Here is a 12248-nt window from a genome sequence, read left to right as displayed (position 1 = left end):
GCGGTACCTGTGGCGCTCGCCGCATCGGTCGCAGAGTCGAGTCATGACAACGACACTCGTCACCGGCGCCAACAAGGGCCTCGGAGTCGAAACCGCCCGCCGACTCCTCGCCGCCGGCCACACCGTCTATGCAGGGATGCGCGACCTCGCCGCCGGCGATGCCGCTCGCGAACTCGGCGCACACACCGTGCAGCTCGACGTGACGGACGACGCCTCCGTCGCCGCTGCGATCGCTCAACTCCCCGCACTCGACGTCCTCATCAACAACGCGGGCATCGCAGGTTCCGCGCAGACTCTCGACGACCTCACGCCCGCGGCGAACGACGCGGTCTTCGCGACGAACGTCACCGGGATCGTCCGGGTGTCGCAAGCCGCCCTCCCGCTGCTCCGCGAGTCGGCGCACCCCGTCATCGTGAACGTCGCGAGCGGTCTCGGCTTCCCCCGGTTCCTCCTCGACTCCTCGCGTGCCGAGGGGCACGTCATGACGGTCCCGTACGTGGCGTCGAAGGCGGCGGTCATCGCGCTCACCGTGCAGTACGCGAAGAACCTGCCCGGGATGCGCGTCAACGCGATCGATCCCGGCTACACGGCCACCGACCTCAACGGGAACTCCGGCCACCAGACCGTCACCGAGGGGACCGACGCGGTCGTCGCGATGGCGACAGTCGCCGCGGATGGCCCCACCGGAACGTTCAGCGATCGCGAGGGGCTCATCGCGTATTGATGCGGTCGGCCGGCTACGGCGCGGCGGCTGCGATCGACTGAGCGCGTCAGTCGGTCGCAGCCGCCGGGTCCACGTCGACGGGTCGCACGACGGCGCGCCAGCCGCTCTGCGCGCTGCCCTCGAAGCGTCCGTTGCGGAGCCCCACCGCGTCGAGTCGGCGTTCGACGTCGGCCCGCGCTGCGGCGTCGAATTCGCGGGAATAGACGACCCACTCGTCGAGTACGCGTCCGGTGTTCGTGGTGATCGTGAGCCGCAACTCGTCGGCGACCTCGCCTCGGCGGACGATCGCGAGCACGGCTGTCGGGTAACGGGCGGGCATGCCCACGACGATACCGAAGCGCACGGCCGAGCCCTCGAGTGCTTCCGACCGACTAGGCGAGCGAGACGAACAGGTCGTGCACGGTGTCGGATCCGTCGCGCCGATACCCGATGTCCAGTTTCGCGGCGCCGGGCGGCCGTCCGCTCGAACGGAGCCACGCCTCGATCTCGCCGAAGGCCGCGGCGATGCCCGCACGCGTCCCCTCGTGCCGCAGATGACCGTAGGGGCCTCCCGGGACCAGCGCGTGCACGAAGCCGTCGATCCGGGCACCGTCGTCCGCGAGGATCCCGACGACCTCGTGATATCGATCACCGACCCGGACGCTCGCCTCCGCGAAGTCCCGATCGTCGTCCGGAAGACTCGAGAACGCCGTCGCCCACGCTTCGGGGACGAGACTCGACAGGTGATCGAAGGGCGCGAGCACCGGCACCCCGATCACGATTCGCGGCGGCATCTGCACGATGTCGATCATGGTCGCTCCTTCGTCGTCAAGGCGACCCTAGTGGAACGGCGGCGGGGGATCGCGGGAGCGATGTCGTCGTGAATCCTCGAGCCATGCGCTCGACCGCGGTGCGCAGATGTCGGTTGCTCAACCCGGACAGCGACGAGGGCGCGCGTGTATGACCGTCTCGGCTACACCGAGTCGTCCGGGTCCGACGTCATCTGGCGAGATGGTCTCGCGTCGCGCGGCCCTTCCCCGTCAGCGGAGTCTCACGAGACCGGCGGGCGTCGACCCGAATCCGCACGCCCCGACGTAGAAGCCCGTGAGGTGCTCCTCGAAGTCGACGTGCAGCCAGTCGCAGCCCGCTTCCGTCGCGTGGGATCGGGCGATGTCGACGAGACGCGATCCGACGCCACGCCGACGAGCACGTGCGGCGACGATCGTGTCGAGAAGGAAGGCGTGCGTCAGGCCGTCCCAGACGACGTTGACGAAGCCGACGAGCCCGTCGTCGTCGCGAGCGGTGACCCACCCGAGGCTCAGCCGGGCGAGATTCGCCGTCCAGTCGTCGTCGGAGAGGGGATGGTCGAACGCCTCGGCGTGCAGGGCGTTGAGTTCGAGATCGGTGAGGGATCCCCGCCACTCGAAGCGGGGGGAATCGGGATCGGTCGTGCGCATGGTGCGGCTCCTCGGGGATGGCCGCACTCGTGGGCGGCCTCTAGAGAGAACGGTGAGGGGAACGGCGAGACGTGGTCATCAGTTGCTCCCTCCGGTTCTCGCAACGAGCCGTTGCTGCGTCGACGGTAGCACTGCGGCTGTGGCGCAGACAGCCGACCCGCTCGGCTCGAGTGGTCGCAGGTCGGCGGTGCGACGGGCAACGCACCACGGATATGCGACAACCGAGTGGAGTGCTCCTCCTGGGTGGTCGCATGTCCGGGGTGCTGCCGCTTCCGATGCGCCGCCGATATGCGACGACCCGACGCGCGCTCGCTGACACAATGGGACTCGTGACCGGGGAGGACAGGGCGACGCATCCGCTCTGGCGCCCGCTCGTCGCCGGGGCCAACGCCGCTCGACAGGGGCAACGCGTCGCGCATCGTCAGACGGAGCCGGGTCCGCTCCAGGAGCACGACCCGTCGTGGAGCGGCGCCTATGCGACGGTCGAGACCGTCATCAGGGGAGCGCTCCTCGACCGTGCGCTCGGCATCGAGCACGTCGGATCGACCGCTGTCCCGGGCCTCGTCGCGAAACCTGTCATCGACATCGACCTCACGGTCGCCGACGTCGGCGACGAGCCCGCTTACCTCCCGGTGCTCGAGCGCGTGGGGTTCCGGCTGATCTTCCGCGACGAGCTGGCCGGTGAACCGCACCGGCACCTGACTTTCCCGGACCCCAACACAAACCTGCACGTCTGGAATTCCGGAGCGATCGAGCCGCGGCGGCATGCCCTCTTCGCCGAACACCTGCGATCGGACGCGACGGGCCGGCGTCGGTACGGCGCCGCGAAGCTCGCGGCCGCGGCCGCTCGGGAGGGAGGTCGATACAACGACCTCAAGGCGGCGGCCGTCTACGAGATCTACGAGCGCGCCTTCCGGGCGGATCGGGAGCACGATCACGACCCGCGACCTCTCGATTGAGCCGGCCGGGACGTCTCAGACGGAGCTGCCGATGAGTCGACCGAGACGCGCGATCTGCTCCTCGTTGCGCTGATAGTGCGACCACTGGCCGATGCGCGTGCAGGTCACGAGACCGGCACGCTGCAACGTCGCCATGAACTGGGAGGCCGTCGATTGCGACACGTTCGCGCGGGCCTGGATGTGCTTCAAGCACACGCCGACGGTCTCGGCGGGCTGGTCCTGCGGGGGGAACGACGTCGGGTCCTTCAGCCACCCGAGGATCGCCAGACGTGTCGGGTGTCCCAGCGCCTTGAACGCGACCACCAACTCGTCGTTCGTCTCGTCGTCCTTCACGCCAGCAGTATATCGCAGTATCGCTATTTACCGATGCGTGCTAGACAGTACATCGTAAAAACGCGATTTAACGATGGAGGACGAATGGACAGGACAGCACTCGTGGTCGGCGCTCGAGGAGTGATCGGAGGCAACCTGATCGCGCACCTCGAGCGTGAGGGTGGCTGGAGCGTCGTCGGACTCTCGCGGCGGGGTGGCGAGGATGATGGCGCCGTGCGTCACCTCGCCGTGGACCTCCTCGACCGTGACGAGACGGCGGCGACTCTCTCGGGTCTGATCGACGTCACCCACATCTTCTACGCCGCCTACCAGGACCGACCGAGCTGGGCGGAACTCGTACCTCCCAACCTCGCGATGCTCGTCAACGTCGTGGACGCGATCGAACCGATCGCCCCGCGGCTCGAGCACATCAGCCTGATGCAGGGATACAAGGTCTACGGAGCGCACCTCGGCCCGTTCTCGACGCCGGCGAAGGAGAGCGACCCGCCGCACATGCCGCCGGAGTTCAACGTCGACCAGCAGCGGTTCCTCGAGCACCGCCAGGTCGGCGCGTCCTGGACGTGGTCGGCCTTGCGCCCCTCCGTCGTCGCGGGCGTCGGTCTCGGCAATCCGATGAACCTCGCGATGGTGATCGCCGTCTACGCCTCGATCAGCAAAGAGCTCGGCATCCCGTTGCGGTTCCCCGGTCGGCCCGGTGCCTACACGAGCCTCATCGAGATGACCGATGCCGACCTCCTCGCGAAGGCCACGACATGGGCCGCCACCGACCCGGCCGGCCGGAACGAGGCCTACAACATCACCAACGGCGACCTCTTCCGCTGGTCGCGGATGTGGCCGCGTATCGCGGCCTTCTTCGACCTCGAGGTCGCACCGCCGCTGCCGATGAGCCTCACCGAGGTCATGGCCGACAAGGCGCCCCTGTGGGATTCGATGGTCGAGCGCTACGGGCTCCGTCCCACGCCGTACGGCGACGTGTCGTCCTGGCAGTTCGGGGACTTCGTCTTCGGTTGGGATTACGACGTCATCGCCGACACGTCGAAGTCCAGACGAGCGGGTTTCCACGAGTACGTCGACACCGAGGCGATGTTCCTCAGCATCTTCCAGGACATGCGGGACCAGCGACTCATCCCGTGACGGTCACGCCCGGGGATCTTCCGACGAGCTCCCTACCCGCCCGCGCAGGGCGTCGATGACGTGCACGCCGGCAGGCTTGGCGAGCCGAATGGCGTACTTACCGCCGACGCCGCCGACGCCGACGATGAGGACCCGCTGACCGGCCTCGAGCTTGTGAGCTACGTGCAGTTCCAGCTCCTCGCGCGGCTCGGAGACGCGCCCGACGGCCACCATCGGATGACGGATCTCGCCGACGGGGTCGTCTACAGTCGGAGCGGCCTGACGTACCAGGCGCAATCGCTCGAGCAACGCGGGCTCGTCGTGCGCTCCCCCTCGCCGGAGGACGAGCGCAGCACTGTCGTGTCGATCACCGCGGCGGGCCCCGACGTGCTCGCCGCCGAGTTTCCCGGACACATCGCCACCGTCCACGGTGTCCTCTTCGACCCCCTCACGGACGAGGACGCAGCCGACCTCGCGCGCATCCTCGGACGCGTCGGTGAACACCTCCGCGCCTCGCCACCACGTTCGGCTACCCGCCGCGAAGTGACCTGAGGACGCGCGGCGGGGTCAGCCCTCCGGAGCCACGGGAGGGATCGAGGGGAGATCGAACTCGGGGATCGTGAACCTCGGGATCGGGGCGGGGGATTCGAGGTCGTCGAAGTAGCCCGGCGGGATCGTCGCGGGGGCGGACGGTTCGTCGTCGATCGGGGCCGGCCGTCCGCTCGCCGAGCCGCTCGCCACGGACACGAGGTTCGCGAGCCCGACGAGGAACACGACCGTCAGCAAGACGGTGGGGATCGAGAGCCGGACGAGGCGCCATCCGGTCACGCTCGGCTTTCCATGCTCGCGCACCCACGGGGCGACACCGACGAGAGCGGTGATGCCGACGATCGCGGCGATCATCCCGACGGCCGCTCGACCCGCGTCGCCCTCGTCGAACGACCCCGCCGGAATCAGTCCCACGATGCAGAACGGGATGAGGAGAGGTGGGGTGAGGACCGCATGGCGCCACCGCAGATCGCCGAGAGAGCGACCGGCGGGGCCGAGGCCCGATCCGTCGTCGGACACCGTTCCCGGTTTCACGGCGGCGAGATCGGCGTCCGCTCGGCTGGCGAGGCGTCGCTCCTGGCGCATGCTCGCGAGTCGGACGACGGTCCACCCTCCCGCCGCGAGTACGAGCAACCATGCGCCCGGCACGACCTCGAACGCGAGCAGGATCGCGCCCAGGAACGTCGACAACGCGGACGTGCGTCCACCGAGCCGGACGGCGGCGCGCCATCCGACTTTCGACGCGATATCCGCTCGATAGGCCGGAGGCAGCGCCTGGATCGACGCGTTCCGGATCCCCCAGACGGTGAAGGAGGCGGCGCCGATCGCGACGAGCGCGCCCGTGCGGAACGGTCCGCCGAGGAAGGCGATCGTGAGGCCGACGAGTGCGGGCGCGAGCCACAGCATCGTGGTGACGGCCCGTCGGCGCGCGGCGACGAGGGTGTCGAACCGCGCACGCAGTGCGGGATCCGCCGGCGAGCTCGCCAGCAGCCCGCCCACGATGTTCATCGACTCGTCGATCGACGTCGACGCGAGCTCCGTCTTCAACTCCAGGAGTTCCGAATCGGTGGGATTCTGCGCGAGGGCGTCATCGACGAGTCGGCGGGCCTCGGAGGAGTTGGCGAGCCAGATCTCGATCCGGGCCGCCATCATCGTGTACCAGGGGTCGCCTCCGGCGTGCTGCAACGACAGCCGGTAGAGCTCCCGCGTCCGCGCCTTCCCTGCGGCCGATCGATCCCGAGAGCCGTGCAGGGCGAGGTACATGAGCGCCGTCGGTTGTTCGGGGCGATGGGCGAGCACGACGTCGAGGTGCTGCTTCATGAGGTCGAAGTCGCGCAGGCTGTACGCCGCCCAGGCGATCGACATGCGCGCGTTGAGGGACTGCGGATTGGCCTCGAGTGCCGCCGTGGCGGTCCGGACGACCTCGTGCCACTGCTGCCGCGACTCGAAGACCTTCGCCAGGCTGAGGAGAAGCAGGGCGTCGTCCGGCCGCTGCGTGAGTTCGTCGCGGAGCAGTGTCTCCGCACGGTCGACCTGACCGACCGCGAGGAACGATTCGGCGCGGTAGACGACGCCCTCGACCGGGTCGGCCACCGGCTAGCGGATGCCGCGCGACTCGAGGAACGCCGCGAGGTCGTCGTAGCGTCCGTCCGTGTTCGCGAACGTGACGACGTTCTTCGCCCCGGCGAGCCAGGCGCCCGTCGACGGCTTCACCTCGCGCAGCACGTGGCGGAGTTCGGTCATCCCGATCGGCTGCACCTCGCCCGTCTGGATGGAGCGCAGCATCGCCTGCTCGGCCGCGGAGGAGACGAGGTGCTCGAGATCGGCACCCGAGAAGCCGTCGGTGCTGCGCACGAGTTCGCCGAGGTCGATGCCCGCGACCGGGCGCCGGTCGAGGTGCATGCGGAGGATCGCCTCCCGCGCGGGCTCGTCGGGCGGCAGCACGAGCAGCATGCGGTCGAAGCGCCCGGGGCGCAGGAGCGCGGGGTCGACCTCCCACGGGCTGTTCGTCGCGGCGAGGACGAAGAGGCCGTCGTTGTCGGCCGTCATCGAGTCGAGCTCCATGAGCAGTTGGTCGACCATGGCGCGCATGCCCGACCAGCCGGTGCCGATGCTCGACCGCTTGGCGCCGATCGCGTCGATCTCGTCGAGGAAGAGCACGGCGGGAGTGAGGCTCCGCGCGTGCTCGAACAGCGCGCGCAGGTTCTTCTCGGTCTCGCCGAAGTGCGACCCGAGGATGTCGGCGAGGCTCGCGGTGAGGAAGCGGGCGCCGAGTTCGCCCGCGATCGCCCGCGCCATGAACGTCTTGCCGCAGCCGGGAGGGCCGTAGAGCACGAGGCCGCCGCGGAGCGTCTTGCCGAACGCCTTCGCGAGCTCCGGGTGGCGCATCGGTTCGAGGAAGCTCTCGCGCAAGCGCTGCTTGACGGCTTCGAGGCCGCCGACGTCCGCGAGCGTGACGCGATCGCGGTACTCGTCGACGACGGGTGCGGCCTCGTCGCCGCCCGGGGTGATGATCGCCGGGTCGCCGTCGGCGGCGGCAGCCGGTGAGGAGACGTAGGGCGGGGGCACGGCGGAGGACCCGAGATCGCTCTCGGCGGCGGTCCAGTCGAAGCCGCCGGGGGCGTCCGTGGCGGCGCTGTTCGTGCTGCCGCCGTCCCTCACATCGAGGTCGCCGGAGCTCTGTCCGGTGCTGAACTCGTCGCGCGGAGCACCGCCGGAGTCGACGTCGTCCGGAGACGGCCGGGAACCATCGGGCGTTCCGGCCGCGGTCGTGGTGCCCGGGGAACGCATCGCCGCCGTGGCCGCCGTCAGGACCCGCATCGCCTCCGGGTTGCCCGGCTCGTGCGTGAGCACGGTGGCGGCCTGCGTCACGGCGTCGTCGAGGCGACCGCGGTCGAGCAGCAGCTGGGCGACCTGCACCCGTAACTCGACGTTCGTCGGGCTCGCCTCCAGAGCGGCGAAGAGGCTCTGGAAGAGGGCGTCACTCATGCGTCAAGCCTAGCGACGACGACGGAAGGCCCACAGTGTGAGCTGGCGGGACTCGTCGTGGTCGCCGGGCCACGGTATCCTCACGGCGTGCGCATCGTCGTCTCGGGAACCCATGCAAGCGGAAAGAGCACGCTCATCTCCGACTTCGCGGTGAGGCACCCGGAGTTCACGGTGCTGCCCGACCCGTTCGAGCTTCTCGACGAGAGCGGCGACATGCCGTCCGCTGCGCTGTTCGCGTCGCAACTGCGCATCGCCGCAGACCGGCTCACGACTGAGCCCGTCGACGAGATGCTCATCGCAGAGCGTGGCCCTCTTGACTTCCTCGCCTATCTCCTGGCTCAGGCCGACCTCGCCGGCCGTCCCCTCGACGACGCGTTCCTCGAGCGGGCGACTGCTCGAACCGCCGAGGCGCTCCGGGCGGTCGACCTCCTGGTGGTGCTGCCGCTGACGACCGGCGACCCGATCCGTGTCGGTGCCGATGAACACCTCGAGCTGCGCGATGCTACGAACGACGTGCTCTTGGACCTCCTCGACGACCCTGACATCATCGATGACGACCTGATCGTGGCGGAGATCGCGGGAGCGCCCGCCGAACGGCTGGCCACGCTGGAGGCGCTGGTGGGCGGCGGGGCCCGCCGAGCACCCTGACACTGCACGTCCGCCCCCGCCACCGCTACACGGACGCATCCGCCCCGCGTGCGGCGGCGACAGCCCGGCCCCGTTCCGTCTCGTCGAAGCGCGCCATCATGTCGGCGAGCGTCCCGGCGTCCTCGTTCGCGCCGAACGCCTCGGCGTGCGGCTCGAGCCGGATGCTGTCCCGGAGGGAGCCGGCCGACACGACGGCGAAACCGAGGTCGTCGACGAGTCGGCTCACGGAGGCGACGGCCTCGGCGTCGTCTCCCGCGACGGCGATCGCCTTGCGGTCGACGGCGCCGACGGGCCGCGGGCCCTCGTCGAGGTCGTGGTAGCCCATGTGGTTGAACGCCTTCACGACCCGGGATCCGGGCAGGAACGCCTGCACGCGTTCGCTCGTCGAGACGCGGGGATCTGTGAGGTCCTCGCGGATGCCGTCGACCTCCCACCAGTAGTTCATCGCGTCGACGACGACCTTCCCGTCGAGCTCGGCGACGGGGACGCTCTCGAGCTTGCCGAGCGGCAGCGCGAGCACCACGATGTCGGCGTCGCGCGCAGCCTCGGCGCTCCAGACCGCTTCGGCTCCCGGAGCGAGGACGCCCACGATGAGGCGGATCTTCGCCGGGTCACCCGAACCGGAGATGAGCACACGGTGACCGGCCGCGAGAGCGAGCCGCGCGAGTACCGTCCCCACCTTCCCGGAGCCGAGGATGCCGATCGTGAGTCGCTTCGCCATAGCGCCGCTCATGCCGCCACCGTCCCGTTCGTCGAGTCCGCGAGGATGTCCTTGACCATGGGCAGCACCTTACTTCCGTAGAGCTCCACGTTGCGCAACCGCGCGCTCGCGGGCACGGTTCCCGACGTGTAGATGAGGTCGAACCGACCGACGCCGAGGCTCGACACCGTCTTCGCGATCTTCCGCGCCACCGTCTCCGGTGAACCGATGTACTGCGAGCCGTGCTCGATCTCCGCCTGGAACTCGTGGCGCTGGATGGGCGGCCACCCGCGCAGCGCGCCGATCCGGTCGCGGATGACCTTCATGTGCGGCCACACGATCTCGGCGGCCTCCTCGTCGGTGTCGGCGACGAAGCCCGGGGAGTGCACACCGATCGGGTGCGCCGTGGTGCCGAGCTGGTCGGCCGCGCGGCGGTAGAGGTCCATGTAGGGGAGGAAGCGCTCCGGCTGACCGCCGATGATCGCGAGCATGAGCGGGAGTCCGTACTGGGCCGTGCGGATGACCGACTGGGGGGAGCCGCCCACGCCGACCCACGTCGCGAGACCGTTCGCCGTCTTCGGGAACACGTCGGCGTTGTCGAGAGCCGCGCGGGTCGTGCCGCTCCACGTGACCGGCTTCTCCGTCAACAGTTCGGCGAACAGCGCGATCTTCTCGTCGAAGAGCACGTCGTAGTCGGCGAGGTCGTAGCCGAAGAGCGGGAAGGATTCGGTGAAGGAGCCCCGGCCGAGGATGACCTCGGCGCGACCGTTCGACAGGGCGTCGACCGTCGCGAAGCGCTGGAAAACGCGCACCGGGTCGTCGGAACTGAGGACCGTGACGCCCGACCCGAGGCGGATGCGGGACGTCTTGCCCGCGATGCCGGCGAGCACCGTGTCGGGGCTCGAGACGGCGTACTCGGGGCGGTGGTGCTCGCCGAGGGCGATGACGTCGACGCCGAGCTCGTCCGCGACGACGGCCTCGTCGACGACCTGGCGGATCGCTTCCGGGTAGCTCATGACCTCGCCGTCGTCCCGGGTGGGGACGTCGCCGAAGGTGTCGAGACCGAACTGGACGGTGTTCATGACGGGCTCCTTTTAGTTGACGCGTCAATTACTACTCTCTTATGATTGACATGTCAACCAGGAGGACCGATGACGACGAGTGGCACCCGTAAGACGCCCACGAGCACCGAGCTCGCGGCCTGGCGCGAGTACATCGAGGCGGCGGAGGAGATGCGGCGAGCCGTGTCGTCGGCGATGCAGGACCAGTCTGGCGTCTCGTCCGGCGACTACTCCGTGCTGCTCGCGCTCTCGGAGGCGGACGGCCACCGCTTGCGGTCGTCTGCCCTCGCCGATGACATCGGGTGGGAGCGGAGTCGCCTCTCCCATCACCTCGGTCGGATGGAGAAGCGCGGTCTCGTCGCTCGCGACCGTTGCGGCGAGGACAATCGCGGGGCGTGGATCGCGATCACGGCCGAGGGCTCGAGCCTGTTCCGCACGGCGTCCGCCGCTCACTTCCGGGTGATCCGCCGCCTCTTCGTCGACGCGCTCGACGACGGCGAACTCGAGGGTGTCCGTGCGGTGTCCGCCGCGTTGCGCCGGCATGTGCGCTCGACGGGCGGGAACGCGTCGCAGGATGACTGAGCGCGCGGCCACGGTCGTCGTCATCGGAGCCGGGCAAGCGGGGTTGTCCGGCGCGTACCACTTGCGGCGCCGCGGGTTCTCCTCCGCCCTCGATGATCCGGCGGGTGCGCGCACCTTCGTCGTCCTCGACGCCGACGCCGCTCCTGGCGGTGCCTGGCAACACCGGTGGGAGTCGTTGCGGATGGCCACCGTGAACGGCATCTTCGACCTGCCCGGCATGCCGAAGCCGCCGATCCGAGCGACGGACTCCTCGCGGGATGCCGTTCCGGGGTACTTCGCCGCCTACGAGAGGGAGTTCGGCTTCCCGATCCTGCGTCCCGTGCAGGTGACCGCCGTGCGTCGTGACGACGACGACCCGGAGGGTGACCTCCTCGTCGACACGTCCGACGGCCTCTGGCGGACGCGGGCCGTCATCAACGCGACCGGGACGTGGACGAACCCCGTGCTCCCGCACTATCCCGGCGCCGAGTCCTTCCGCGGTCGGCAGCTGCACACGCACGACTACGTGTCGAACGAGGAATTCGCCGGACAACGCGTCGCGATCGTCGGTGGTGGCATCTCGGCCGTGCAGCAGCTCGAGGAGATCTCCCGGGTCGCGACGACCTTCTGGTACACGCGTCGGGAACCCGTGTTCCTCGAGAACGGTTTCCAGCCGGAGACGACGGGCCGATCGACGATCGAGAAGGTCGTCGCCGACGTTGAGGCGGGGCGTCCGACCGGCAGCGTCGTCTCGTACACGGGGCTCGGGTGGACGAGCTATGCGATTGCCGCTCGGGATCGCGGCGCCCTCGAACGGCGCCCGATGTTCAGGGAGATCGAGCCGACCGGCGTTCGCGAAGCCGACGGGTCGTTCACGCCCGTCGACGCGATCCTCTGGGCGACGGGCTTCAAGGCGGCGATCGCGCACCTCGAGCCGCTCGACCTCCGCGGACCGCTCGGAGGCATCCCCCTCGAGGGCACACGGGTCGCGAGCGAGCCGCGTGTGCACCTCATCGGGTTCGGCCCGTCGCAATCGACGGTGGGGGCGAACCGCGCCGGCCGCGAGGCCGTGGCGACACTGCTCCGCACGGTGCTGAGCGAGGAGACGAAGAGCGCCGACGCGTGAGTGCGTAGTCGTCCGCTCGCTCCTGCGGTCTTGTTCCGTCCGCAGACCTC

15 protein-coding genes are annotated in these 12248 nt (G+C 69.6%); 7 read left to right on the top strand and 8 right to left on the bottom strand.

Annotation, left to right across the window (positions count from 1 at the left end):
• Positions 1-43: 43 nt before the first annotated feature.
• Entirely contained in the window at positions 44-724 is a 681-nt protein-coding gene (locus ELQ90_RS00640; protein WP_128493344.1) for an SDR family NAD(P)-dependent oxidoreductase, read from the top strand.
• A gap of 46 nt (positions 725-770) precedes the next feature.
• Here ELQ90_RS00640 and ELQ90_RS00635 read toward each other — a convergent pair whose 3' ends face one another.
• The 3 genes from ELQ90_RS00635 to ELQ90_RS00625 all read right to left on the bottom strand — a co-directional run bounded on the left by ELQ90_RS00635 (position 771) and on the right by ELQ90_RS00625 (position 2160).
• On the bottom strand, positions 771-1043 hold the full coding sequence (locus ELQ90_RS00635) for a hypothetical protein (RefSeq protein ID WP_128493343.1): 273 nt from the start codon (positions 1041-1043) through the stop codon (positions 771-773).
• Between the two features lie 52 nt (positions 1044-1095).
• Positions 1096-1515, bottom strand: a complete 420-nt coding sequence (locus tag ELQ90_RS00630; protein WP_128493342.1) for a GyrI-like domain-containing protein — start codon at positions 1513-1515, stop codon at positions 1096-1098.
• A gap of 228 nt (positions 1516-1743) precedes the next feature.
• A complete protein-coding gene (locus tag ELQ90_RS00625) occupies positions 1744-2160 on the bottom strand; it encodes a GNAT family N-acetyltransferase (RefSeq protein WP_128493341.1) in 417 nt (138 codons plus the stop codon).
• A 329-nt stretch (positions 2161-2489) separates the two neighbouring features.
• Here ELQ90_RS00625 and ELQ90_RS00620 point away from each other — a divergent pair, with 329 nt between their 5' ends.
• Positions 2490-3119 (top strand): GrpB family protein, encoded by a 630-nt coding sequence (locus tag ELQ90_RS00620; RefSeq protein WP_166408740.1) that lies wholly within the window; start codon positions 2490-2492, stop codon positions 3117-3119.
• Between the two features lie 15 nt (positions 3120-3134).
• Here ELQ90_RS00620 and ELQ90_RS00615 read toward each other — a convergent pair whose 3' ends face one another.
• Complete coding sequence (locus ELQ90_RS00615) at positions 3135-3452, bottom strand: ArsR/SmtB family transcription factor (RefSeq protein WP_128493339.1); 318 nt, start codon at positions 3450-3452, stop codon at positions 3135-3137.
• 84 nt (positions 3453-3536) lie between these two features.
• Between ELQ90_RS00615 and ELQ90_RS00610 the strand changes: the two genes are divergently transcribed.
• Both ELQ90_RS00610 and ELQ90_RS00605 read left to right on the top strand, forming a co-directional pair.
• Entirely contained in the window at positions 3537-4586 is a 1050-nt protein-coding gene (locus ELQ90_RS00610) for an SDR family oxidoreductase (RefSeq protein WP_128493338.1), read from the top strand.
• A gap of 60 nt (positions 4587-4646) precedes the next feature.
• On the top strand, positions 4647-5117 hold the full coding sequence (locus tag ELQ90_RS00605) for a MarR family winged helix-turn-helix transcriptional regulator (RefSeq protein ID WP_128493337.1): 471 nt from the start codon (positions 4647-4649) through the stop codon (positions 5115-5117).
• Positions 5118-5132: 15 nt separating this feature from the next.
• On the opposite strand, the gene ELQ90_RS00600 is transcribed toward ELQ90_RS00605, so the two are convergent.
• Together ELQ90_RS00600 and ELQ90_RS00595 are read right to left on the bottom strand one after the other, a co-directional pair.
• Complete coding sequence (locus tag ELQ90_RS00600) at positions 5133-6707, bottom strand: tetratricopeptide repeat protein (RefSeq protein WP_128493336.1); 1575 nt, start codon at positions 6705-6707, stop codon at positions 5133-5135.
• A gap of 3 nt (positions 6708-6710) precedes the next feature.
• Positions 6711-8102: an ATP-binding protein gene (locus tag ELQ90_RS00595; RefSeq protein ID WP_128493335.1), complete on the bottom strand. Its 1392-nt coding sequence runs from the start codon at positions 8100-8102 to the stop codon at positions 6711-6713.
• An 87-nt stretch (positions 8103-8189) separates the two neighbouring features.
• Between ELQ90_RS00595 and ELQ90_RS00590 the strand changes: the two genes are divergently transcribed.
• Positions 8190-8750, top strand: a complete 561-nt coding sequence (locus tag ELQ90_RS00590) for a DEAD/DEAH box helicase family protein (RefSeq protein WP_128493334.1) — start codon at positions 8190-8192, stop codon at positions 8748-8750.
• Positions 8751-8775: 25 nt separating this feature from the next.
• On the opposite strand, the gene ELQ90_RS00585 is transcribed toward ELQ90_RS00590, so the two are convergent.
• A complete protein-coding gene (locus ELQ90_RS00585; RefSeq protein ID WP_128493333.1) occupies positions 8776-9483 on the bottom strand; it encodes an NADPH-dependent F420 reductase in 708 nt (235 codons plus the stop codon).
• Positions 9480-10532: an LLM class flavin-dependent oxidoreductase gene (locus tag ELQ90_RS00580; protein WP_128493332.1), complete on the bottom strand. Its 1053-nt coding sequence runs from the start codon at positions 10530-10532 to the stop codon at positions 9480-9482. Before ELQ90_RS00580 ends, ELQ90_RS00585 begins: the two co-directional genes overlap by 4 nt.
• 69 nt (positions 10533-10601) lie before the next feature.
• Between ELQ90_RS00580 and ELQ90_RS00575 the strand changes: the two genes are divergently transcribed.
• Together ELQ90_RS00575 and ELQ90_RS00570 are read left to right on the top strand one after the other, a co-directional pair.
• Positions 10602-11093 (top strand): MarR family winged helix-turn-helix transcriptional regulator, encoded by a 492-nt coding sequence (locus tag ELQ90_RS00575; protein WP_128493331.1) that lies wholly within the window; start codon positions 10602-10604, stop codon positions 11091-11093.
• Entirely contained in the window at positions 11086-12198 is a 1113-nt protein-coding gene (locus ELQ90_RS00570; RefSeq protein ID WP_128493330.1) for an NAD(P)-binding domain-containing protein, read from the top strand. The genes ELQ90_RS00575 and ELQ90_RS00570 overlap by 8 nt, the downstream gene beginning before the upstream one ends.
• Positions 12199-12248: the final 50 nt, after the last annotated feature.

The organism is Labedella phragmitis (assembly GCF_004078635.1).
Classification (GTDB): domain Bacteria; phylum Actinomycetota; class Actinomycetes; order Actinomycetales; family Microbacteriaceae; genus Labedella; species Labedella phragmitis.
Note: the sequence above shows the minus strand (reverse complement) of the source record. Positions and strands in the feature narration are given on the sequence as shown.

What these genes read in the sequence shown, in the direction of transcription:
- ELQ90_RS00640 (WP_128493344.1), top strand. Translation starts at nt 44, where the DNA reads ATGACAACGACACTCGTCACCGGCGCCAACAAGGGCCTCGGAGTCGAA.
- ELQ90_RS00635 (WP_128493343.1), bottom strand. Translation starts at nt 1,043, where the DNA reads ATGCCCGCCCGTTACCCGACAGCCGTGCTCGCGATCGTCCGCCGAGGC.
- ELQ90_RS00630 (WP_128493342.1), bottom strand. Translation starts at nt 1,515, where the DNA reads ATGATCGACATCGTGCAGATGCCGCCGCGAATCGTGATCGGGGTGCCG.
- ELQ90_RS00625 (WP_128493341.1), bottom strand. Translation starts at nt 2,160, where the DNA reads ATGCGCACGACCGATCCCGATTCCCCCCGCTTCGAGTGGCGGGGATCC.
- ELQ90_RS00610 (WP_128493338.1), top strand. Translation starts at nt 3,537, where the DNA reads ATGGACAGGACAGCACTCGTGGTCGGCGCTCGAGGAGTGATCGGAGGC.
- ELQ90_RS00595 (WP_128493335.1), bottom strand. Translation starts at nt 8,102, where the DNA reads ATGAGTGACGCCCTCTTCCAGAGCCTCTTCGCCGCTCTGGAGGCGAGC.
- ELQ90_RS00585 (WP_128493333.1), bottom strand. Translation starts at nt 9,483, where the DNA reads ATGAGCGGCGCTATGGCGAAGCGACTCACGATCGGCATCCTCGGCTCC.
- ELQ90_RS00580 (WP_128493332.1), bottom strand. Translation starts at nt 10,532, where the DNA reads ATGAACACCGTCCAGTTCGGTCTCGACACCTTCGGCGACGTCCCCACC.
- ELQ90_RS00575 (WP_128493331.1), top strand. Translation starts at nt 10,602, where the DNA reads ATGACGACGAGTGGCACCCGTAAGACGCCCACGAGCACCGAGCTCGCG.
- ELQ90_RS00570 (WP_128493330.1), top strand. Translation starts at nt 11,086, where the DNA reads ATGACTGAGCGCGCGGCCACGGTCGTCGTCATCGGAGCCGGGCAAGCG.